At 55.3% G+C, this 20,656-nt stretch carries 20 protein-coding genes and 1 tRNA gene; 10 read left to right on the plus strand and 11 right to left on the minus strand.

Annotated elements, in window-relative coordinates; all coding sequences use genetic code 11:
* The first annotated feature begins 115 nt into the window (after positions 1–115).
* The 5 genes from ACTVJH_RS09980 to ACTVJH_RS10000 all read left to right on the plus strand — a co-directional run bounded on the left by ACTVJH_RS09980 (position 116) and on the right by ACTVJH_RS10000 (position 5,365).
* The gene (locus tag ACTVJH_RS09980) at positions 116–1,105 is read left to right on the plus strand and encodes a Gfo/Idh/MocA family protein (RefSeq protein ID WP_455989939.1); all 990 of its coding nucleotides are present in this window, start codon (positions 116–118) and stop codon (positions 1,103–1,105) included.
* A 93-nt stretch (positions 1,106–1,198) separates the two neighbouring features.
* Complete coding sequence (locus tag ACTVJH_RS09985; RefSeq protein WP_455989941.1) at positions 1,199–2,362, plus strand: DegT/DnrJ/EryC1/StrS family aminotransferase; 1,164 nt, start codon at positions 1,199–1,201, stop codon at positions 2,360–2,362.
* Between the two features lie 55 nt (positions 2,363–2,417).
* On the plus strand, positions 2,418–2,669 hold the full coding sequence (locus ACTVJH_RS09990; protein WP_455989943.1) for a hypothetical protein: 252 nt from the start codon (positions 2,418–2,420) through the stop codon (positions 2,667–2,669).
* A 157-nt stretch (positions 2,670–2,826) separates the two neighbouring features.
* Entirely contained in the window at positions 2,827–3,567 is a 741-nt protein-coding gene (locus tag ACTVJH_RS09995; RefSeq protein ID WP_455989945.1) for a hypothetical protein, read from the plus strand.
* Between the two features lie 139 nt (positions 3,568–3,706).
* Entirely contained in the window at positions 3,707–5,365 is a 1,659-nt protein-coding gene (locus ACTVJH_RS10000) for a flagellar hook protein FlgE (protein WP_455989947.1), read from the plus strand.
* A gap of 329 nt (positions 5,366–5,694) precedes the next feature.
* Here the strand turns inward: ACTVJH_RS10000 and pnp are convergent, their stop codons facing one another.
* From pnp to ACTVJH_RS10055, 11 genes are all read right to left on the minus strand, one after another.
* The gene (pnp, locus tag ACTVJH_RS10005; RefSeq protein ID WP_455989949.1) at positions 5,695–7,905 is read right to left on the minus strand and encodes a polyribonucleotide nucleotidyltransferase; all 2,211 of its coding nucleotides are present in this window, start codon (positions 7,903–7,905) and stop codon (positions 5,695–5,697) included.
* A gap of 188 nt (positions 7,906–8,093) precedes the next feature.
* Entirely contained in the window at positions 8,094–8,363 is a 270-nt protein-coding gene (rpsO, locus tag ACTVJH_RS10010; RefSeq protein ID WP_455989951.1) for a 30S ribosomal protein S15, read from the minus strand.
* An 89-nt stretch (positions 8,364–8,452) separates the two neighbouring features.
* Positions 8,453–9,361: a tRNA pseudouridine(55) synthase TruB gene (gene truB, locus ACTVJH_RS10015; RefSeq protein ID WP_455989953.1), complete on the minus strand. Its 909-nt coding sequence runs from the start codon at positions 9,359–9,361 to the stop codon at positions 8,453–8,455.
* Positions 9,362–9,365: 4 nt separating this feature from the next.
* Positions 9,366–10,340, minus strand: a complete 975-nt coding sequence (locus tag ACTVJH_RS10020) for a DHH family phosphoesterase (RefSeq protein ID WP_455989955.1) — start codon at positions 10,338–10,340, stop codon at positions 9,366–9,368.
* Complete coding sequence (gene rbfA / locus ACTVJH_RS10025) at positions 10,312–10,656, minus strand: 30S ribosome-binding factor RbfA (RefSeq protein WP_455989957.1); 345 nt, start codon at positions 10,654–10,656, stop codon at positions 10,312–10,314. The genes ACTVJH_RS10020 and rbfA overlap by 29 nt, the downstream gene beginning before the upstream one ends.
* 2 nt (positions 10,657–10,658) lie before the next feature.
* On the minus strand, positions 10,659–10,946 hold the full coding sequence (locus ACTVJH_RS10030; protein WP_455989959.1) for a DUF503 domain-containing protein: 288 nt from the start codon (positions 10,944–10,946) through the stop codon (positions 10,659–10,661).
* Positions 10,943–13,516 (minus strand): translation initiation factor IF-2, encoded by a 2,574-nt coding sequence (gene infB, locus ACTVJH_RS10035; protein WP_455989961.1) that lies wholly within the window; start codon positions 13,514–13,516, stop codon positions 10,943–10,945. Before infB ends, ACTVJH_RS10030 begins: the two co-directional genes overlap by 4 nt.
* The gene (locus ACTVJH_RS10040) at positions 13,506–13,793 is read right to left on the minus strand and encodes a YlxR family protein (RefSeq protein WP_455989963.1); all 288 of its coding nucleotides are present in this window, start codon (positions 13,791–13,793) and stop codon (positions 13,506–13,508) included. The genes infB and ACTVJH_RS10040 overlap by 11 nt, the downstream gene beginning before the upstream one ends.
* A 69-nt stretch (positions 13,794–13,862) precedes the next feature.
* Positions 13,863–15,158, minus strand: a complete 1,296-nt coding sequence (gene nusA / locus ACTVJH_RS10045; protein ID WP_455989965.1) for a transcription termination factor NusA — start codon at positions 15,156–15,158, stop codon at positions 13,863–13,865.
* Between the two features lie 109 nt (positions 15,159–15,267).
* Complete coding sequence (locus ACTVJH_RS10050) at positions 15,268–15,735, minus strand: ribosome maturation factor RimP (protein ID WP_455989967.1); 468 nt, start codon at positions 15,733–15,735, stop codon at positions 15,268–15,270.
* A gap of 80 nt (positions 15,736–15,815) precedes the next feature.
* A tRNA-Gly gene (locus tag ACTVJH_RS10055) sits at positions 15,816–15,891 on the minus strand.
* A 212-nt stretch (positions 15,892–16,103) separates the two neighbouring features.
* Here ACTVJH_RS10055 and flgF point away from each other — a divergent pair.
* From flgF to ACTVJH_RS10080, 5 genes are all read left to right on the plus strand, one after another.
* Complete coding sequence (flgF, locus tag ACTVJH_RS10060; RefSeq protein ID WP_455989969.1) at positions 16,104–16,832, plus strand: flagellar basal-body rod protein FlgF; 729 nt, start codon at positions 16,104–16,106, stop codon at positions 16,830–16,832.
* An 89-nt stretch (positions 16,833–16,921) separates the two neighbouring features.
* Positions 16,922–17,707, plus strand: a complete 786-nt coding sequence (gene flgG / locus ACTVJH_RS10065; protein ID WP_455989971.1) for a flagellar basal-body rod protein FlgG — start codon at positions 16,922–16,924, stop codon at positions 17,705–17,707.
* Positions 17,708–17,712: 5 nt separating this feature from the next.
* Positions 17,713–18,693 carry a flagellar basal body P-ring formation chaperone FlgA gene (gene flgA, locus ACTVJH_RS10070; RefSeq protein ID WP_455989973.1) on the plus strand — a complete coding sequence of 327 codons (981 nt, stop codon included), beginning with the start codon at positions 17,713–17,715 and terminating at the stop codon, positions 18,691–18,693.
* Between the two features lie 47 nt (positions 18,694–18,740).
* Positions 18,741–19,478, plus strand: coding sequence for a flagellar basal body L-ring protein FlgH (locus tag ACTVJH_RS10075; protein WP_455989975.1), 738 nt, complete (start codon positions 18,741–18,743; stop codon positions 19,476–19,478).
* 36 nt (positions 19,479–19,514) lie between these two features.
* Complete coding sequence (locus ACTVJH_RS10080) at positions 19,515–20,639, plus strand: flagellar basal body P-ring protein FlgI (RefSeq protein ID WP_455989977.1); 1,125 nt, start codon at positions 19,515–19,517, stop codon at positions 20,637–20,639.
* Positions 20,640–20,656 lie beyond the last annotated feature (17 nt).

Genomic DNA, 20,656 nt, shown 5'->3' on the forward strand with positions numbered 1-20,656 from the left:
TGCGGCCAAGCCGCAGTTTTAAGTTTTAGGTTTTAAGTTTTAAGTTCAAGCGGTTACGGAATTTTCTTGTTTTTTATTACAGAATATTCTGAGTAAGTTACTAACGGAGTTGAGCATGAGCGCACTTGCCTATGGAATAATCGGAGTCGGCCATCTGGGGGCGATCCATGCCAAGGTGGCCAGACAGATGACCTCCCTCGATCTTGTCGGCGTGTACGATACGGATCCAACCAGAGGTCAAAAAGTTGCAGACCAGGTCCAGGTTCCTTTTTTTACGACCATGGAGGAACTTCTGGACCGGGTTGACGCGGTGAGCATTGTCGTGCCCACTGTGCACCATTTCGAGGTGGCCAAAAAGGCCCTGGAGCACGATTGCCATATTTTTCTTGAAAAACCGATCACCGCTACCGTGGACGAGGCCAGACAGATCGTGGAGATGGCTAAAGAGGCCGGGAAAAAATTGCAGGTCGGGCACATCGAACGGTTCAATCCGGCAGTCCTGGCCCTCAAGGAGTATACGTTCGAGCCCATGTTCATTGAATCCCACAGGTTGAGCCCCTTCAACCCGCGGGGAACGGATGTGAGCGTGATCCTCGATCTGATGATCCATGATCTGGACATCATCCTGTCCCTGGTGAATCGTCCCCTGGTTGCCATCGATGCCTCGGGGGTGGCTGTTGTCTCGGACAGTGAAGATATCGCCAACGTGCGGTTGACCTTTGACAACGGGGCCGTGGCCAATATCACCACCAGCCGGATTTCGGTCAAGGCCATGCGCAAGATGCGCATCTTTCAGAAAAACATGTATATTTCCATCGATTTTCTCCAGAAACAGTCCGAGATTTTTCAACTTGCCGGCGAGGAAGGTTCCCGGGGAAAAGGGTTGCCCGTGGCCACCCTCGGCGAGGGTGAGCGGGCCCGGCAGGTCCTCTATGAGCGGCCTGAGGTGCCTGAAGTCAATTCCATGGAATTCGAGTTGGATCAGTTTGCCAACGCCATCGACAAGGGCGAACATACCCCGGTTACCGGAGAAGACGGTCTGCGGGCCCTGGATGTGGCCTCGACTATCCTTCGGAAGATCCAGCTTGCCGGCAAGGTGGAGTAGCGCAGAAGTCAGATTCCAGCGGGCAGGACACGCAGTCAACGGTCAGGAATTCAGTCCGAAACAACAAGAAAACAGCATAAGAAGGCAGAGTGTATGAGCGTGCCATTTGTCGACTTGAGAGCGCAGTATGCGCTCATAGAAGAGAGAATCCGGGCAAACATGGACCGGGTTCTGGAGCATGGGGCCTATATCATGGGGCCGGAAATACAGGAGCTTGAACAACGGCTTGGAGAGTACATCGGTTCCAGGCATGCCATCGGGTGTTCGTCGGGAAGTGACGCCCTGCTCATGGCCCTGATGGCCCTGGATATCGGCCCGGGTGATGCGGTCTTCACCTCGCCGTTCACCTTCTTCGCCACGGCCGAAGAGATTGCCATGGTCGGAGCCACGCCGGTGTTCGTGGATATCGATCCCGTAACCTTCAATCTCGATCCAGCATGTCTTGAACAGGCCATCGCTGCACTCAAGGCCGGGGATGAGACGATCTATCCCCTGCCCAAGGGGTATGATCATCTGACCCCCCGGGCTGTCATCCCGGTGGATCTTTTCGGGCTGGCTGCTGATTATGATCGGATCGAGTCGCTGTGCAAAGCCCATGACCTGCGGATTATCGAGGACGGGGCCCAGGCGTTCGGGGCAACGTACAAGAACAGATCCTCCAAAGCCTGTGGATTCGGGGATATCGGATGTACCTCTTTTTTTCCGGCCAAACCCCTGGGATGTTATGGGGACGGGGGGATGTGCTTTACCAATGACGATGCGCTCAGGGAAAAGCTGACATCCATCAGGATACATGGTATGGGCACGGACCGGTACGACAATGTGCGTATCGGGATCAACGGACGACTCGACTCCCTGCAGGCGGCCGTGCTTCTGGCCAAGTTCGAGGTCTTTCCCGACGAGGTGGTGGCCCGCAATCGTGTTGCCAGAAGATATGGCGAGCTCATCAAGGGAGATGTTCTCACTCCGAAGATTCCAGAAGGATATGGTTCAGTCTGGGCCCAGTATTCGGTTCTTGCCCGGGATGCGGCTCATCGCGAATCCCTGCGCACCCATCTGAACGAACAGGGCATTCCCACGGCAGTGTACTATCCCATTCCCCTACATCTCCAGACGGCCTTTTCAGGGCTTGGGTATAGTAAGGGATCCATGCCGGTGAGTGAAGATGCCGGAGAGAGAATCTTCAGCCTGCCCATGCACCCGTATCTGGAATCTGAAGTTCAGGAAACTATCGCAGCTGCGATCAATGAATTGTAATTTGTGGGATGTATGCTGCGAATCGTGAAAATCCACGCCAGTGAAGGTTGATGAGATGATGGAACGTTCGATTTTTGAGTTGGGTCTTTCTGTAGAGGCGGTTTCCCTGTACATTCTGCTCGATCATTTCGAGGAGTCACTTGGCAGGGTGACCCGGGAAATTCTTTTAACCAAGTGGAATTCCAGCCACGAGATGTTTGAAAAGAGTTTGCAGGAGCTTGAGATGCAGGGCGTCGTTACCATGGACAATCAGGGAATTGTACAGAGTACCCCGGTTTCTCACTGGAAAGCGGCCCGGCGATCATAGTATCTCAAGATCTGCAGACAGGAGTGCCTTGTCTGCTCGAAGAAACCGGCAAACGATTTGCCAACAGCAGCCTGACCCGCGGACTCAAACGATATAATCGTGTTGTCAACGATCTCTTGATATGTGTTTGTATTCTTCCAACCAGAAGGCGATCCTCATGAAATATAGATTTTTTGCCCTATTGGTCTTGTTTGTCCTGGTCCCGGTTTTTGCCTGTACCCCGACCCATCCCCTTCCCCAGCCGCGAAAGGTTGTGGATCCCTCGACCGTGGATAGCGCCGTGAAAACTTCCGATTGGGATATTGCAGCCATTCGCTATGTTCATTCCGGCCAGGGGCTCGACTACAGCAAGGCCGATCTGGAGCCGGTTTTTCTGGTGTTCAAGAATATCGGCCACGCCCATCCCACCGTGCTTGTGGAAGAAATCCGGGGTGTGGGAGACGACGGCGATTACCTGGCCTATTCCACAAACGAGGCTGTCAGACTGGTCTTTGCCTCGGAAACCTTCAAGCAGACCGCGAAAAATGCCCTCAAGTCCGGTGGACTCGGAGCGGCTCTTGGCGGCGGGCTTGGAGCGATCATTTCCATGTTCACAGGGGATAATGTCCTTGCCGGAGCCGGTATGGGAGCCGCTGTGGGCGGGACTGCCTTTGCCGCCGGATCCCTGCCCGAGGCCGAGGCCAAACTCGAACGGACCATCAAGCAGGAATTGACCCAATATGCCTGGAAGGAGAGTCCCATTCCGCCCTCCTATACCCGGACAGGGTATGTGTATCTGCCCGGGAACAAGGGAATCGACGAGATCTCGGTTACTGTTCGCGCTGATCAACAGATAGAGACCTACAGGCTCCGCCTGCATGATTCACCCGAAGAGGTGAGGAGCATCAAGAAAAAATGATCACGATTGCCGTACGCTTGCATGAGGCCCCTTGGGAACCATCCCCTGGGGCCTGCTTTTTTGGCATCGATCATGCTTTTGGAGATGGTATGATAGCAAACTCGGCATATTTTTCCCAGGATCACAAGGAGCATCGACCATGACAGCGGTAACCAGTCTCTATACGGCGGCAACAGGACTCCAGGCCCTGGGCCAGGGAATGTCCGTTGTCGGTAACAATCTCGCCAACGTGAGTACGACCGGGTACAAGCGCGAGACCATCCATTTTTCCGATGTCATAAGCGATACCGTTGTCACGGGCGGCGGGACGGCCCAGGTAGGCAAGGGCGTTCAACTCTCTGACCTGATCACGGACTTCAATCCGGGCACCTTTGCTCCGGCAACGGAATCCACGGATCTGGCCATTGGCGGCAACGGATTTTTCGTGGTTTCCCCGCAGGGGAGTGAGGATCGGTTCTACACGCGAAGCGGAGCCTTCCGGTTTGACAAGGACGGGTATCTCAAGGAACCCGGAGGCGGTATCGTCCAGGGATATGCTGTTGTGACCCACAAGAATCCTTCAGTAGTCACTGCAAACGGCGATAGAGCCTCCGAACTGGAAGAATCCATTGATTTTACAGCCATGACCGATGTCCGGTTGAATGCGGGCGGTGAGGCGAGCGGTTTTGTATCCCCGCCCGAGCGAACCACGCGGATGGAAATGGTGGTCAATCTGGATTCCCAGGCCACCAACAAGGCGAGTGAACCGCCTGCAGGGACAAGCCCCGCCTTTGCCCTGTTCAGCGAGTGGAACGCTGGCAATGCTGATCCTCTTGATCCGGCAGAATATTCCTATACCTCTCCGTTGACCATCTATGACCAGTCGGGGGAAGCCCATACGGTGAATGCCTATTTCGATCCCGTGTACACCCCCGGTCAGGGTGATGAATTGGCAGGATCCATGGTCTGGGAATACGTGCTGACTACGGATCCCGCGGAGGATGCCCGGGCCGTGGCCCAGGGAAGTTCCAAGGCGGGAATGCTCATGACGGGTACGATGACCTTCAATGCCACAGGGGAACTTGTCAATCAGTCGGCATTCACCCCGGGAGAAGGAGCCGATCTGGCCGATCTCTCCAATTGGAAGGCCGCCTCCATGTCCGACAACGGCTATTTCTTTTTTTCTCCCCGGTTTGAAGGTGAGGAAGGGGATTTCGGGAGCATGGAAGTGAATTTCGGGATCAAGGACAGATCACCGCAGGTTCCTGATCCTGATCTCTCTGCTGCGGACATCCCTGATCTGGATGCTGCTGCGGCCGTAAGGATGCTGAACATGGTCAATGATTCGAGCCGATTCGCGAGTTCCTCCACCAGTTTCGACTCCGGTTCGGCCACCTTGCGACAGGATCAGGACGGGTATCCCGAGGGCAGTCTCATGTCCATTTCCGTGGACCGAGACGGCGTACTTACCGGACAGTATTCCAATGGGCAGATCCGGAGTCTTTTTGCCCTGGCTGTGGCCGATTGTACCAATCGGTTCGAGCTGCACCGTGAGGGAGGAAATCTCTTTTCGGAAACACCTGGATGCGGGGGGATGCAATTGGGTCTCGCGGGTACCGGAAATGTCCGATTCGACGTCGGGGGTGAGGCCCTTGACGGACTGGGGGGGATTGCCTCTGAGTCTCTGGAGCAGTCCAACGTGGACATGGCCACGGAATTCGTGGAAATGATCCTGACCCAGAAGGGATTTCAGGCCAATGGCAAGGTGGTTACCACCTCAGATGAAATCCTGAAGATGCTCAATCAGATGAAGCGATGATGGAATTATCCGGGTTAAGCAATGAGAGAAATTTGAGGAATTTTAGAAATTTTAGAGATTTTAGAAATTTGAGAAATTTGAGAAATTTTAGAGATGTGAGAGATTGGAGAGAGTTGGGAGGAACAGGTGGAATGCGTCTGCTCGATTTTTTGCATTTCTTTTATTCGTGCAGGGAGGTTGAGCCAGAACAGCTGCGCTGATTCGAACACGATAGAACGTTGATGCTGCCATCAGAACCAAAAAACCCTTCCGGCTTTGAGCTGGAAGGGTTTTTTGGTTTCGAATGTCGGTCTGGTCGGAGTGGGCAGGACGGCTATGGAATAATAAATCTAGCGTCTGCGGTTGTTGTTCCTGTCTCCGCCGCCGGGACGTCTGCGGTTGTTCCCACCGCCGCCGCCGGGACGTTTGGCGTCGTCCATGGAGAAGGTCTCTCCGGCCTCTTCCATGAGCACGGCCTTGCGGCTCAGACGGATCTTGCCGCTGGGATCGACCTCGATGACCTTGACCTTGATGGGATCGCCTTCCCTGACCACGTCTCCAACCTGATCCACCCGTTCCCGGGCCAGCTGGGAGATATGACAGAGGCCTTCAAGTCCGGGGAGAATTTCGACAAATGCACCGAAATCCATGATCTTCTTGACCACGCCGTCATAGTCCTTGCCCGGTTCGGCCTTCTGATCGTAGAAGAGAACCATTTCCTTGGCCCTGTCCAACGCTTCCTGATTGCAGGCGAAGATGGAGATCTTGCCCGAGTCCTCGATGTCGATGGATGCCTCGGTAGCAGCGGTGATGGCCTTGATGTTCTTGCCGCCCGGACCGATGACGTCACGGATTTTGCTCGTGTCCACGTACACGATTTCCATCTGCGGGGCATAGGTGGAAAGTTCGGTGCGGGGTTTGGCAATGAGCCTGGTCATCTCTTCAAGGATGTGCAGTCTGGCTTCACGGGCCTGTTCAAGGGCCCTGGCCATGACCTCGGAAGGAATGCCCGCAATCTTGATGTCCATCTGGATGGCGGTGACTCCTTCAGCGGTTCCGGCGACCTTGAAATCCATGTCCCCGAGATGATCTTCGTCCCCGAGAATATCGGTCAGAATGCGGTACTCGTCTCCCTCTTTGATCAGTCCCATGGCGATGCCGGCAACCGGAGCGGAGATGGGAACACCCGCATCCATAAGGGCCAATGTTCCGCCACAGACCGAGGCCATGGACGAGGAGCCGTTGCTTTCAAGGATTTCCGAAACGACCCGGGTGGTATAGGGAAAATCTTCCAACGAGGGCAGAACCGGAGAGATGGCCCGTTCGGACAGGGCACCATGACCGATTTCCCGGCGACCCGGAGCACGAAGCATGCGGGCCTCACCCACACAAAAGGGCGGGAAGTTGTAGTGGAGCATGAACGGTTTGACCATTTCTCCGGTCAGGGTCTCGATGCGCTGTTCGTCGCGGCTGCTGCCAAGGGTGGCGGTACACAGACTCTTGGTTTCTCCGCGGGTGAAAATGGCCGAACCATGGGCTCTGGGAAGCAGGCCCACTTCCATGGTCAGGGGCCTGACCGTGGTCATGTCCCGCCCGTCGATACGGGTGTTTGTGGTCACGATCTGTTCCCGGACAATGGCTTTTTCCATGTCCTGGAGGATACCGGGAATCTTGGCCAGCCGTTCCGGGGTTTCTGCCAATCGATCGGCCAGGGTTTCCATGGTATTCTTTTTGACCTGCCTCTTGGCGGCGTAGCGTTCCATCTTTGCGGGAATGGCCAGGGCCTTTTGAAGATCCTGCTTGGCGATTTCTGCGACCATCTCTTCAAGTTCGGTATCGGACTCGGGGGGAATCACCTCGAGTTTTTCCTTGCCGACCTTGGACCGGAGTTCCTCCTGGGCATCGATCATCGGCTGCAGGGCCTTGTGACCCCAGGCGATGGCCTCGGCCAAAAGGGATTCCTTGAGAAATTTCGATCCACCTTCGACCATGACCACCGCGTCACGGGTGCCGGCGAGGAGCAGGTTGAGCGTACTTTGCTCCTGCTGGGCATAGGTCGGATTGAGGACGAATTCGCCATCCACATAGCCGACCCGCACGCCGGCAATGGGGCCGAGAAAGGGGATGTCCGAAATATGCATGGCGGCCGATGCGCCCACCAGAGAAAGGACATCCGGGTCGTGCTTGTCACCGGCCGAGATGACCGTGGCGATCACCTGGACTTCGTCCCTGAACCCGTCGGGAAACAGGGGCCGGATGGGCCGATCGATGAGTCGGGAGATGAGGGTCTCGTGGTCGCTGGGCCTGCCGATTTCCCGGCGGAAATACGATCCAGGGATCTTGCCGGCAGCGTACATCTTTTCGACATAATTGACGGTCAGGGGCATGAAGTCGACGGTCCGCTCCATGGGCTGGGTGACGGCGGTGACCATGACCGCTGTTTCGCCGCAGCGGACAAGTACGGAACCGTTGGCCTGCAGGGCGACACGGCCCTGTTCGATGGTCAGGGTATCGTCGTTGACGGGAATGGAAACCGTAGTGGTTTCAAATGCGTGTGACATAGATATTCCTTGGTAAAGCTTATGGTGATGGCTTGGTGTTTTGCACATTCCTTGCGACTGTTCAGTGTTTTGCCGGTATCTCCAGAGGATGCACTGTCCTGGAACCACGGGCCAAACACCAAACACAAAACACAAAGCACAAAAAAGCAGGACAGAAGGGTCGCCTTCTGTCCTGTCGGATCATGAGTCTACTTGCGCAGCCCCAATCGGGCGATGATATCGCGGTAGCGCTGAATGTCTTTTTTCTTGAGATAGTTCAAAAGCTTGCGGCGCTTACCTACGAGTTTGAGCAACCCGGTCCGGGAGTGGAAATCCTTTTTGTGGAATTTGAAATGCTCGGTCAGGTAGATAATCCGGTTGGTGAGCAGGGCCACCTGGACTTCCGGTGAACCGGTGTCGCCTTTGTGGTGGCTGAATTCTTCGATAATCTTGTTTTTTTCTTCTGGGGTCATGACCACAGCGGTATCCTCCGATGAGAATGAATGGTTTCGTGTGCCTTTGCCGATTCGGGTCGGTTATGGCGGGGTTTTGGGCTGGAGGCCGTCCTTCAGGATGACCAGAGTCCCCGCAGGATGGCCCAATACAGGGAGTCGTCGCGCATTGTCGCCTGTACCAGGGCAAGAGGTTTGCCCTGGGGATCAACGAGCATATGCTTGTCGCCTTCCGTGGGATGTTCCTCCGGACAGACAGGTAACCAGGTTCCGTTCTTGACCGCAGCGGCCTGTTCATGATTCACGACCATGATCGGCCAGTGGGGAAGAGCCTTGACAAGCGGAATGACGCGTTCGGGAAAGCCCGACGGATCATCCACGACGTCATCAAGAACGTGGGCCTGGACCAGGCCAAAGGGGTGACAGCGTTCCCGCCTCAATCCCGTAAGAGCCGCTCCGCACCCTAGACGTTTCCCCAGGCTGTGGGCCAGGGATCGTATGTAGGTGCCTTGGGAGCAAGTGACCCGAAAAACTACCAGAGGGAGATCAATGGCAATGATCTCCACCTGGGAAATATGGATGGACTTCGTCTTGACAGGGACCTCTTTACCTTCCCTGTGCAGTTTGTAAAGAGGTTTTCCCTGATGCTTGGCTGCCGAGACCGGCGGCACCTCCTGTTCAGTCAATGACTGCCAGAGAAGGAGTTCCTCCTCAACCTCTTTATCGCTCAGGTGATCATAGGGATGTTCTTCTATGATTCGACCCTGGATGTCATAGGTGTCTGTGGTCAGCCCCAATCTGAGTTCGCCCAGGTAGGTTTTGACGCCTGAGGTCAGGTAAGGGGCCAATTTGGTTCCATGACCGAGGAGAACGAGAAGTACGCCTGTGGCCATGGGATCGAGGGTCCCGGCATGTCCGATTTTTTTCTGGCCGAGTTTGTGCTTGATGGCGTTGAGGCATGCGGCCGAAGTCGGCCCACTCGGTTTGTCCAGGACCAGAATGCCGTGCTGCTGGGCAGGTTTCATGGAATTAGTTGTCCCCAAGGCCCAGGATATCCTGGATCGTCTTGACCATCTGACGTTCCGCCGATTCCAGCGAGGCATTGATGACGCCACCGGAGGCGTTCATGTGGCCGCCTCCGCCAAATCGAACCGCCACCTGCCGGACGTCCACGTCGCCGGTCGATCTGATGCTGAATTTAACCTTGCGGCTTTCCTCTTCCCGGAAGCTGACGGAAACGATAACGCTCTGCACGTTGCGAATCATGTCCACGAGCCCTTCGGTATCGTCTCCGGTGGCCCCTGTCTGGGAAAAGTCCTGGCTCGATGCCGAAACGACTCCGATCTTTCCCCGGGAATAGAATCGAGCTTGGGACATGGCCCTGCCCATAAGCAGGATCTTGTTGACAGTCCAATTGTACTTGAGCTTGGGGGTGATCTGATCGGGCCGGAGACCCTGCCGGATAATGTCCGCAGCCAGCTCCATGGTCTGGGAGGATGTGTTTCCGTAGCTGAACCAGCCGGTATCGCTGACAAGGGCGAGGTAGATCGCCTCTCCCATGTCTCCGGAAAGGGGAATCCCCAGATGCTGGGCGATTTCAGCGATCATTTCTCCGGTTGATGAAATCTGTGTATCTATCCAGTTGATCTGCCCGAAAAGAGGATTGCCCTTGTGGTGATCGATATTGATCACCCCGGACTTATCGAGCTTTTTGGCCAGATCCATGCCGACCCGTTTGGGTTCACCGCAATCGAGCACAATGGTCCATTTCGGTTTGTCCGCGGGCAGGTCTTTTTCCATGGGTCCGGGCATGGTCAGCCAGGCATACCGGTCCGGGATCCCCGACGTGTTGTACATCCGGAATCTTTTTCCCAGGGAGGCAAGTATCCATCCCATGGCTGCCATGGAACCGACGGCATCCCCATCGGGGTTGTAATGCGACGTGACCAGAAAGTCGTCCTCGGTCTGGAGGACCTCAGTGATCCTGTCCATCGATGTGGTCATAGACCATCTCCTCCAAAAAATCATCCCAGGTGAACCGAAGTTCGGGAATGCGACGCATCTTGAGCCGTTGGCCAAGTCGTGAACGCAAAAATCCCGTTGCCTTGACAAATCCCTTTTCAAGCTCGGGGATGGCGTCACGGCCTTTTATGTGCGTATAGAGAACTTCGGCGATGCTGAAGTCCCTGTTCAAACGGACGCCGGTGATGGAGACCAGATCCAGCCGAGGGTCCTGGGACTCTTCGACCATGATTCTGCTCAGCTCACGCATGAGCTGATCTGCCATCCTGGTGGCCCGTCTCGATGTCGATCGTTGCATGTTCATGCTCCAAAAATTTCAAGATGGGTATCCACAAGCTCTTCCGACGTGCTCGCCTCGATCATGGAAACGGCCTTGGACAACAGACTCTGGACCCGCTGGGTCTCATTGGAAACCGTGACCGCTGCAAGAACGAGACGGTCGTGGGAGTTCTGGTTGTCCACTTCGGATACTGCGACGTTGAATTTATTTTTGAGTTTTTGTTTCAGACTGTTGGCGATGCGCCGTTTCTCCTTGAGCGAGTGCACTTCATGCAGCCTGAATTCGAGTTGCAAAATGCCTATGATCATAAGGTGCGTTTTTCTTCGACCTCTTCAAAGGCTTCGATAATGTCGCCTTCCTTGATGTCGTTGAATTTTTCCAGGCCGGTTCCGCACTCGAAACCCTTGGCGACCTCGCGGACATCGTCCTTGAACCGTTTCAGGGAATTGAGTTTGCCCGTATAGATGACCACGCCGTCACGCAACAGTCTGACCATGGCATTGCGTACCAGCTTGCCGTCGATAATCGCACAACCGGCAACCGTGCCCACCTTGGGAACGCTGAATGTCTGCCTGACCTCGGCCTGGCCCAGGTAGACCTCCCTGATGGCCGGGGCGAGCATGCCGCTCATGGCATCCTTAATTTCAGCGACCAGCTTGTAGATGATGTTGTAAAATCTGATCTCGACATTTTCCTGTTCGGCAACGTCCTTGACCTTGGCGGTGGGCCGGACATTGAAACCGATGATGATGGCGTTGGATGCCGAGGCCAGCAGAATGTCCGATTCGGTGATGGCACCGGTTCCGCTGTGGATGATCTCGATACGTACCTCGTCACCCGAAAGCTTGTTCAGGGCATCGGTAATGGCCTCCTGGGAGCCCTGGACGTCGGATTTGACCACCAGATTGAGAACCTTGACCTTTTCTCCGGCCTTGGCGGCAAGGAATTTGTCCAGGGTGAACTTGGTCTCTTTGGCCAATTCCTTTTCCCGCTGTTTGCCCTTTCGGGTATCGGAAATCTTGCGGGCAACCTTTTCATCGGCCACAACCACGAACTCGTCGCCGGCATCGGGGACACCGTCGAAGCCCTGCACCTCTACGGGCATGGCCGGACCAGCCTCCCTGAGCATCTTCCCCTGATCGTTCAGAATGGCCCGGATTTTTCCGGATTGCAGACCGCAGGTAAAGGCGTCACCCTTGTGGATGGTGCCTGTCTGCACAAGCACTGTGGCCACGGCACCGCGACCCTTGTCCAGACGGGCCTCGACAATATGGCCTATGCCGCGCCTGTCCGGGTTGGCCTTGAGTTCGAGAACCTCGGCCTGAAGAAGGACCATTTCGAGAAGCTCGTCAAGCCCCAGCTTTTTTTTGGCCGAAACATTGGCGAAAATCGTGTCGCCGCCCCATTCTTCGGGAACCAGTCCGTGTTCGGCGAGTTCTCGTTTGACGCGGTCGGGATCGGCACCCTCTTTGTCGATTTTGTTCACTGCCACCACGATGGGTACGCCCGCGGCCTTGGAATGGTTGATGGCCTCGCGGGTCTGATCCATGACCCCGTCGTCAGCGGCTACAACCAGAATGACCAGATCGGTTACCTGGGCGCCCCGGGCACGCATGGCCGTGAAGGCCTCATGGCCAGGGGTATCCAGAAAGACAATCTCTCCCCGGGGAGTGGTCACATGATAGGCACCGATATGCTGGGTGATGCCACCGGCCTCTCCCGAGGTGATATGCGACTTGCGAATGACATCGAGCAGGGAGGTCTTTCCATGGTCGACGTGACCCATGATGGTGACAACCGGCGGTCTGGGACAGAGATCTTCCTCTTTATCCTCATGCACAGGAGCGAGAAATTCCTTTTCGGAAAAGCCGATTTTTTCAACGTCATAACCGAAATCCGCCGCAATGATGGCGGCAGTGTCGGCGTCGATGGACTGATTGATCGTGGCCATAACCCCCATACCGATCAGCGTCTTGATCAGGTCCTGGGCCTTGATACCCATCTGCTGGGCCAGGTCGGCGATCCTGATGGCCTCGTCGATACGGATTTTGCGTTTGGCTGCCTTGATGGGCTGGGTTGTGATCATGGGCTTGACAGGGGCCTGTTCTCTGCCTCTGCGGCCTTTTTTACCCCGTCCCTTGCGTCCGCCCACCAGATCCGGTTTGGCTGTTTCAGCCTGACGGACCTTGCGGTACAATTCATCCGCCTCAACCGTCCGGCGGTGTTTTTTCTTGAAGGGTTTGTCTTTTTTCTTCTCCGGAGTTGTTTCCACAGGCTGGGGAAGGACCGGTTCCTCCGAAGGGTCGGGGCGGGAAATGATCTTGACCTGAGGAGCCGCTTGGGAGGTTTTTTTCTTTTTGCCCTTCTTGCGTTTTCCTCGTTTTTTTTCAGCCGATTTTTTCTCCTCGTCGTCTTCCTGGGGGGCAGGTTCGGTTTCCTGAGTCACCGTGGGCGAGGCTTCGGTTGCGTCTTCTTTCTGGGACTGGGAAAGAGGCGTATCTTCCGGTTGCTTGGGTGTGGGGGCCGAGGAGGTTCCTTCTTTATCCTTGGCAGGGGCGGCAGGGGTCGACTCGTCAACAGTGATCGTTTCCTCGGCAGAAGTTTGTTCAGGCGCGGCTTCCACGGGTTCCTGCTTGGGTTTTCTGGCCGGTTTTTTTCGTCTCCGGACAATGACGCCTGATCGGACTCGTTTGTTTTCCACGTCCGGTGCCTGGGACTCCTTGTGGAATTCCTTGCGGGCCTTTGCCACTTCTTCGTCTGTCAGACCGCTCATGTGGCTTTTGACGTTGATCTCGAGCTTGCGGAGCAAATGGATCAGCTCCTTGTTTGAAATGCCGAGTTCACCGGATAATTCTCTTACTCGCATTTTAGTGGTCATACTCTTCCCCCCTACATTTCTTCTGCCAGCCCCTAAACTTCTTGAACTTTCTCATGCATTCACTGCTTGTGCACACGTAAAAACCCCGTCCTGGCCGTTTTCCGGCAGGATCAGCCCACAAAGTTTTCTCATCGGCGGGCGGACATGTGTATCGTATGATCTCTGATTTTGGAAATCGTTGCCGGCAAATCACACACATGCGCATGGGAATGTGTTTGTGCGTGTTCGAGGTTTGATGGTCCGCCTCGATCCGGGGAGATCGGTCAGATGGATGCATAGCAGGTCGAAAAATAATGTTGTGTTATGAAATTGATGGTTGTCATGGTCCCTGTATCGGAATCATGGCTTATTGATTTTCATCTTCAGATGCCGTCTCGGTGTCTGTGTCGTCGTCTGTTGGCTCGTCATCCGTTCTTTGAAAGAGCAGCATGGCAGCGGCCTTGAGATCGGCGACGTTTTCCTCGCCGATTCCCTCGATGTCCAGGAGCTCCTCTTCGGAACTGTCGACCACGCTGTCCACATCCTCAAACCCGGCCTCAATGAGATTCTCGACATAGATATCCGCGGCGCTGGCAAGTTGTTCCAGCCCCTGGCGGTTTTTGTTCAGTTCACCGTATCGGCTTTCCGTGAAAATATCGATGCGCCATCCCAAAAGCTTGGCTGCCAGTTTGACGTTTTGTCCCTTGCGCCCGATGGCAGGCGTGAGCTGGTCGTCAGGCACGACAACCTCGAGAGTTTTGTCATCGTCATCCACGGTGATCCTGGTTATGGTGGCCGGAGAGAGCGCGTTGACCGCGTAGGTGGTGATATCCGGATTCCAGAGAACGATATCGATCCGTTCGCCTCTGAACTCCTGGACGATATTCTGGATACGCGATCCCTTGACCCCCACACAGGCTCCCACGGGATCGACATCGGTTTCGTGCGAAATGACCGCCACCTTGGCCCGCAGGCCGGGATCTCGGGCCACTCCCATGATGGTCACGATGCCGTCGTCGATTTCAGGGACCTCGCGCCTGAACAGGGCCTTCATGTAATCGGGGTGAGACCGTGAAACCACGACCTGGGGGCCTCGTCCTTCCTGTTTGACATCGACGATATAGGTCTGAACCCGATCGCCCTGACGGAAGCGCTCCCTGGGAATCTGTTCGTTTTTAGGCAGGATGGCCTCGGTCCGGCCGAGGTTGATGACCCATCCGTTGCGATCCCGTCGTTGAATGATCCCTCCGACGATTTCTCCGATCCGATCCTTGTATTCCTCGTAGATGATCTCATGTTCGGCATCGCGCATGCGCTGGATGATGACCTGCTTGGCCGACTGGGCCGCGATTCTTCCCAGGTCTTCGATTTCCATGCGAAATCCTACTTCATCGTCCAATTGAACGTTGGGATCGTGGATCTTGGCAGCCTCCAGGGTGATCTCCCGCGCGGGATCTTCCACTTCCTGGGTCACGACCTTGAACTGATACACCTCGATTTCGCCGATTTCCTCGTTGAAGCTGACTTCAATGTCGAGATTGTCGCCGTATTTTTTAATTACCGAGGCTCTGATGGCCTCTTCAAGGGTGTCCACAAGAAGATCGCGATCGATGCCCTTGTCCTTGCTGATTTGGTCGATTGCCTTTTTTAGCTCCATGCCCATGAGGATTCTCCGCTTCTACCTGGAATCAAGAAAAGATTCGGATGACGATTGATTGATGGTGGTGGTTGTGTCGTGCGCAGCCTGCGGCTCCCCGCGGCCGGTAGTGTGATCAGCCGGTAAATACGAGTTTCAGTCTGCGGACCTCGTTCCACGAAAATTCGTGTTCGCTCTGGTCTTCAAGTCGTAATATAAAGGTATCACCCGTGCGGGTTACCAGGGTGCCCCTGAAATTTTTGCGGCCATTTCTTGGGGTGTCCAGGGTTAGCTTGACCTCTTTGTCCACAAAATCATCGAGCTGATCGGGTGAAAAAAAATTCCGGTCAAGGCCTGGAGAGGAAACTTCCAGATTGTACGCACCCGGAACGATATCCTCCACATCGAGAAGCACGCTCGCGTGTCGGCTGAACTCGGCACATTGATCGATGGTCACCCCTTGGGGCGAGTCGATGAAAATACGCAGCACCCGGTGTTTGGGGGAGGCCAGGATCAATTCAATCCCCCAGATGACGAGGTGTTGTTCCTCGCACAGGGGGGTCAGGAGAGCGACCAATTGGTCGTGAAATATATCTTTTTGCATTTGTTCCCAAAAAAAAAGTGGACCATATGGTCCACCCCTCAATAACCCTACCACATCGGTTATGACATTACATCTTGGAGTGGAGCGGATGACGGGGCTCGAACCCGCGACACCAAGCTTGGGAAGCTTGTACTCTACCAGCTGAGCTACATCCGCCCGGAAAGCACTTCCCTTTTGTCGACTTCTTCCCTTTTGTCAACATATTTTTTTATCGATTGCAAGAATGGCGGCCGTTTCCTCCCTGTTTTCCGTTTCGGAAAAAAATGCCCAGGTCCCTCTCCCATGGGGGTGTGGGCGGTTTTTTTGAAAGGAAAAAGAAAAATTGGCAGATATATTGCTTGTAGAACAGGCAATGGAGGATATCAAACATGCAATCAGCGGTATATAGTGCGGTTTTCGGGAGCACGACCCAATCCAAACGCCTCAACCTGATCGCCAATAATTTGGCGAACGTCAACACCACAGGGTACAAACGGCTCGCCATGTCCTTTTGTGACGCCTTCAAGAATCAGGAGCTCGGAACGGATTCCATGATTTCCCAGACCCGGATAAACGCATTGGATGTCGATCTCAGTCAGGGAAGACTGACTCAGACCGGAAATCCCCTGGATCTGGCCATCGAGGGAAAGGGTTTTTTCAAAATCGATACTGACCAGGGTATCCGGTATACACGGGCGGGTGTTTTTCGACTCACTAACGATGGAACCGTGACCGATGCGCATGGGAATGCCTTGCAGGGAGATGGCGGTCCCGTACGCGTTCCCCGAGGTGCGAATCTCGTTATCAACGAAAACGGGGAGATGCTTGCCGACAATGCTCCCCTGGGACGGATCGCCGTGGTCACCTTTGAGGAGCCGGAGCGGCTTGAACAGGTGGGGCAGCATTACTTTCAAAGTCCCGAGGACGATCCCTTTGACGAACAACCCGCCGAGGATGCCTTTGTCCATCAGGGCTTTCTCGAACATTCCAATGTCGAGGTCGTTCAGGAGATGGTTCGGATGATCGAGGTTTCCCGCAATGTCGGGGCCGAGCAGAAGATCATGACTACCTCTTCATCCATGGACGAAAAAGTGATCAATAACGTGGGCAAGGTCTAAACGCCTCATGGTGAATAAACGGTCTTTCTGCAAGGGAGAAATTCCCATCAGGTAGGACGTTAATGTATAAAGCGAGGAGATAGAAGATTATGATGCGATCACTCTGGACTGCAGCCTCCGGCATGGTGGCCATGCAGCGCAACATCGACGTGATTTCCAACAACCTGTCCAACGTGAGTACCACCGGGTTCAAGAAGAGTCGGGCGGAGTTCGAAGATCTCATGTACCAGAACCTGAAGATATCCGGGGCCCAGAATGTGGCCGGCGACAGACTGCCAACGGGTATCCAGATCGGTATGGGGGTTCGGGCCGTGGATGTGCACAAGATTTTTACCGAAGGGGATCTCAAGAACACCGGGAATCAGCTCGACGTGGCCATCGAAGGCGACGGCTTTTTCAGGGTCGAGGATGTCAACGGCGATGACGCCTATACCCGTGTTGGCTCGTTCAAACTCAATGTCGACGGCGAGCTGGTCACCTCGGGAGGGTACCGGTTGCAGCCGAACTTCACCGTTCCTGCTGAAACGCAGAACCTCGTTATCACCGAAGACGGTCATATCTCGGCACTCGACAAGAATGGCGAGGCTCTGCAGGAGGGCGACATCCCCTTGTACACCTTCATCAATCCTGCAGGACTCAATGCCAGGGGACGCAATCTTTACGCCGAGACCGAAGGTTCCGGCGATCCGGTGGAAGGTATTCCCGGTGAAAACAATGTCGGTACGCTTGCCCAGGGTTTTCTGGAGTCCTCCAACGTGGATCTCGTGGAAGAGATGGTGAACATGATCGTTGCCCAGAGGGCCTATGAAACCAATTCCAAGGCCATCACCACCTCGGATACCATGCTCCAGACCGCCAACCAGATGAAGCGATAGGTGAGATGATGCAGGGTTTGCCAGAAAAACGGTTTCGCATCTTTGCCATGCTTCTCCTGCTTCTCTGCATGGGAGAAGGGTGGGACGTTGCCCACGCACAGGAGCACATTGTCTTTCGTGAGGCCGTCTGTGTGCAGGGCGCCGAGGTGACTCTCGGGGATCTTGCCGTGGCCAATGGTCCGGAATCCACGATTTTTCTGGAACACTTCGCCGCGCACACGCTGGCTGACGCCCCGCCTCGCCAGGGGGATCGAAAGGTCATCAGCGCAGATATGATCCGTGAGGGGTTGAGCAGGATCGCGGCTGCCCCGGGCAGCTGTGATATCCCCTTTCAGATTCAGGTTCAGCGGGGAGGGCGTGTGATCGATGGGCCCCAGATCAGAAAAGAGGTCGACAAGTTTTTGACACGGGCCCTTGCGTCCAAACAGGCCGAGGTGAACATCCGGGATTATCGACTTCCCGACCGTATTTTTGTGCCCGATGTTGCAGGTACCCTGGCCATGGACACCTCCCGGGAGATCGAGCCCGGGCGGATCTCTTTTCGGATCAACGTGCTGGACGGCAACAGGAATGTTGTCAAACGGATTTCAGCGAGTGTGTTTCTCGATGCATGGGTAACGGTTCCCTGTGCCGCGCGGCCCCTTGGTCGCGGGAGGGTGATCGTTCCCGAGGCCGTGCGTTTTGAACGCAAGAATCTGGCGTATCTGCGCGGTGCGGTCTGGAATGGCCGCGGTGGCCCCTGGTGGGTGAAACGGCCCATGGGAACGGGGGAGGTCGTGTACGACAAAAATATCGAGCTCATGCCGATCATTGTCCAAGGGGCTCGGGTATCCCTTGTTTTCGATGGACCGAACATCAGGCTCGAGGTCCCGGCCGAGGCATTGGAGGATGGCCGCACGGGCAAATCCATCATGGTTCGCAATTTGCAAAGTGATAAGCAGATCCTTGCCCGTGTCAGGGACAAGAACACGGTTGTTGTCCATTAAGTTAAGGGCAGTGACCATTTCAGGCGATTTTCACCCAAGGGTTCACCATGTCATCACATCGACATCTCCATTTTGAACAGGTTGTTTTTCATGTTTCCTTCTGGAAACGTACATGGCTTGTTGCCGTGTGTTTCGGGATTTTCTCGGTTGTGACGGGATGTGCTACGTCCCAGAAGCATGCCCTGCCCGAACCCGTGTACACCCAGGCCAACGAATATGTTTCACCTGAAGAGAATCCGGGATCGCTTTTTGATACCGGCCAGGCCGATTATCTTTTTGCCGACAGTCGGGCGCGGCGGGTCGGGGATATCGTGACCATCTATATTGCCGAGAACACGGTTTCCAAGAACAAGGCCTCCACGGATGCGAACAAGGAATCAAGCCTTAATCTGGGTATTCAGAATTTTATGGGAGATGGCTATTTCAAGGGCATTCCCGTTGGGCAGGCTCCGGCCATACAGACCAGCTCTTCCAGTGAGTTCTCCGGTGATGGCGAGACCAAACGCGAAAACTATCTGACCACAACCGTTTCTGTCCGTGTTGTTCGGGTTCTGGCCAACGGGATTCTCGAAGTCGAAGGGGGCCGGGAGGTTCGTGTCAACGACGAGACCCAGATTGTGGTCGTCAGGGGGATCATCCGTTCCCGGGATATCGGGCCGGACAATTCCATCCCCTCCACGGCCATGGCTGATGCCCGGATAGAATTGTATGGCCAGGGTATTCTGGCCGACAAGCAGAAACCCGGATGGCTGGCCCGGATTCTGGACAATATCTGGCCTTTTTAACCCATGAGTATCAATGGACACTGTATGCGAAGTGCAATGAATTCCCCACTCGGAAAGACCGTTACACGGATATTCCTGGCAGCGTTGCTACCCCTGCTTGCGGCAGGTCTGTTTGTCCCCACAGCTGATGCCGTCAGGCTGAAGGACATGGCCACCTTCAGCGGGGTGCGTACCAACCAGCTCGTCGGATATGGCTTGGTCGTGGGTCTTTCAGGGAGTGGAGACAAGTCCGGGACTGAATTCACCATCCAATCCATGGTCAACATGCTCGAGAAGATGGGGGTGCGCGTGGACAGGACGAGCCTGAAGGTCAAGAACGTGGCTGCGGTCATGGTCACGGCCAAGATGCCGGTATCGGCCCGGCCGGGAGCCAAGCTGGACGTGGTGGTCTCATCCCTGGGCGATGCCTCGAGTCTGTATGGCGGGGTACTTTTGATGACCCCGCTCAAGGGTATCGATGGCAAGGTCTATGCGCTGGCCCAGGGTTCCCTGGTTCTGGGCGGATATTCGGCCGGAGGTGATGCCGGACAGGCCTCCAAGAATGTGACGACCGTGGGGCAGATCCCCGGAGGTGCCTCGGTGGAACGGGCGGTACCCTTTGCCTTCAACAACCAGCAATCCCTGCTCATTCATCTCAACGAACGGGATTTTTCAACGACCGAACAGGTCGTGCAGCGGGTCAACGGGGCATTGGGCGGGAGGTATGCCTCGGCCGAGGATATCGCCTCCGTCCGGCTGACCATCCCCGAGCAGTACCAGGGCAATCTCGTTCCCTTGATGGCCTCCCTGGAAAACATTGAATTTTCACCGGATATCAGGGCCAAGGTGGTCATTGACGAGCGCAGCGGAACCGTTGTGCTCGGCGGCACCGTGACCCTCTCCCGGGTCGCTGTGACCCATGGCAATCTCAATGTGGTGATCAAGGAATCCCCTCAGGTCTCCCAGCCCCAGCCCTTTGGACGGGGGCAGACAGCCATTACGCCGGACACCCAGATCAATGTCAGGGAGCAGACCAAACGGCTCGTTCTTGTGGAAGGGGCCAATATTCAGGAGTTGATCAACGGTCTCAACGCCATCGGGGCCACTCCAAGGGACATCATGTCCATTCTGCGTACTCTCAAGGCCGCCGGTGCCCTGCATGCCGACCTGGAGACCATATAACCCCGGTCTGGGATACA

It is taken from the genome of Desulfoplanes sp. PS50, assembly GCF_053851535.1.

Bases quoted from the DNA above. Each gene is read 5' to 3' on its own strand.
- ACTVJH_RS09980 (WP_455989939.1), top strand. From the start codon at position 116: ATGAGCGCACTTGCCTATGGAATAATCGGAGTCGGCCATCTGGGGGCG.
- ACTVJH_RS09985 (WP_455989941.1), top strand. From the start codon at position 1,199: ATGAGCGTGCCATTTGTCGACTTGAGAGCGCAGTATGCGCTCATAGAA.
- ACTVJH_RS09990 (WP_455989943.1), top strand. From the start codon at position 2,418: ATGATGGAACGTTCGATTTTTGAGTTGGGTCTTTCTGTAGAGGCGGTT.
- ACTVJH_RS09995 (WP_455989945.1), top strand. From the start codon at position 2,827: ATGAAATATAGATTTTTTGCCCTATTGGTCTTGTTTGTCCTGGTCCCG.
- ACTVJH_RS10000 (WP_455989947.1), top strand. From the start codon at position 3,707: ATGACAGCGGTAACCAGTCTCTATACGGCGGCAACAGGACTCCAGGCC.
- pnp (WP_455989949.1), bottom strand. From the start codon at position 7,905: ATGTCACACGCATTTGAAACCACTACGGTTTCCATTCCCGTCAACGAC.
- truB (WP_455989953.1), bottom strand. From the start codon at position 9,361: ATGAAACCTGCCCAGCAGCACGGCATTCTGGTCCTGGACAAACCGAGT.
- ACTVJH_RS10020 (WP_455989955.1), bottom strand. From the start codon at position 10,340: ATGACCACATCGATGGACAGGATCACTGAGGTCCTCCAGACCGAGGAC.
- rbfA (WP_455989957.1), bottom strand. From the start codon at position 10,656: ATGCAACGATCGACATCGAGACGGGCCACCAGGATGGCAGATCAGCTC.
- ACTVJH_RS10030 (WP_455989959.1), bottom strand. From the start codon at position 10,946: ATGATCATAGGCATTTTGCAACTCGAATTCAGGCTGCATGAAGTGCAC.
- infB (WP_455989961.1), bottom strand. From the start codon at position 13,516: ATGACCACTAAAATGCGAGTAAGAGAATTATCCGGTGAACTCGGCATT.
- ACTVJH_RS10040 (WP_455989963.1), bottom strand. From the start codon at position 13,793: ATGCATCCATCTGACCGATCTCCCCGGATCGAGGCGGACCATCAAACC.
- nusA (WP_455989965.1), bottom strand. From the start codon at position 15,158: ATGGGCATGGAGCTAAAAAAGGCAATCGACCAAATCAGCAAGGACAAG.
- ACTVJH_RS10050 (WP_455989967.1), bottom strand. From the start codon at position 15,735: ATGCAAAAAGATATATTTCACGACCAATTGGTCGCTCTCCTGACCCCC.
- flgF (WP_455989969.1), top strand. From the start codon at position 16,104: ATGCAATCAGCGGTATATAGTGCGGTTTTCGGGAGCACGACCCAATCC.
- flgG (WP_455989971.1), top strand. From the start codon at position 16,922: ATGATGCGATCACTCTGGACTGCAGCCTCCGGCATGGTGGCCATGCAG.
- flgA (WP_455989973.1), top strand. From the start codon at position 17,713: ATGATGCAGGGTTTGCCAGAAAAACGGTTTCGCATCTTTGCCATGCTT.
- ACTVJH_RS10075 (WP_455989975.1), top strand. From the start codon at position 18,741: ATGTCATCACATCGACATCTCCATTTTGAACAGGTTGTTTTTCATGTT.
- ACTVJH_RS10080 (WP_455989977.1), top strand. From the start codon at position 19,515: ATGAATTCCCCACTCGGAAAGACCGTTACACGGATATTCCTGGCAGCG.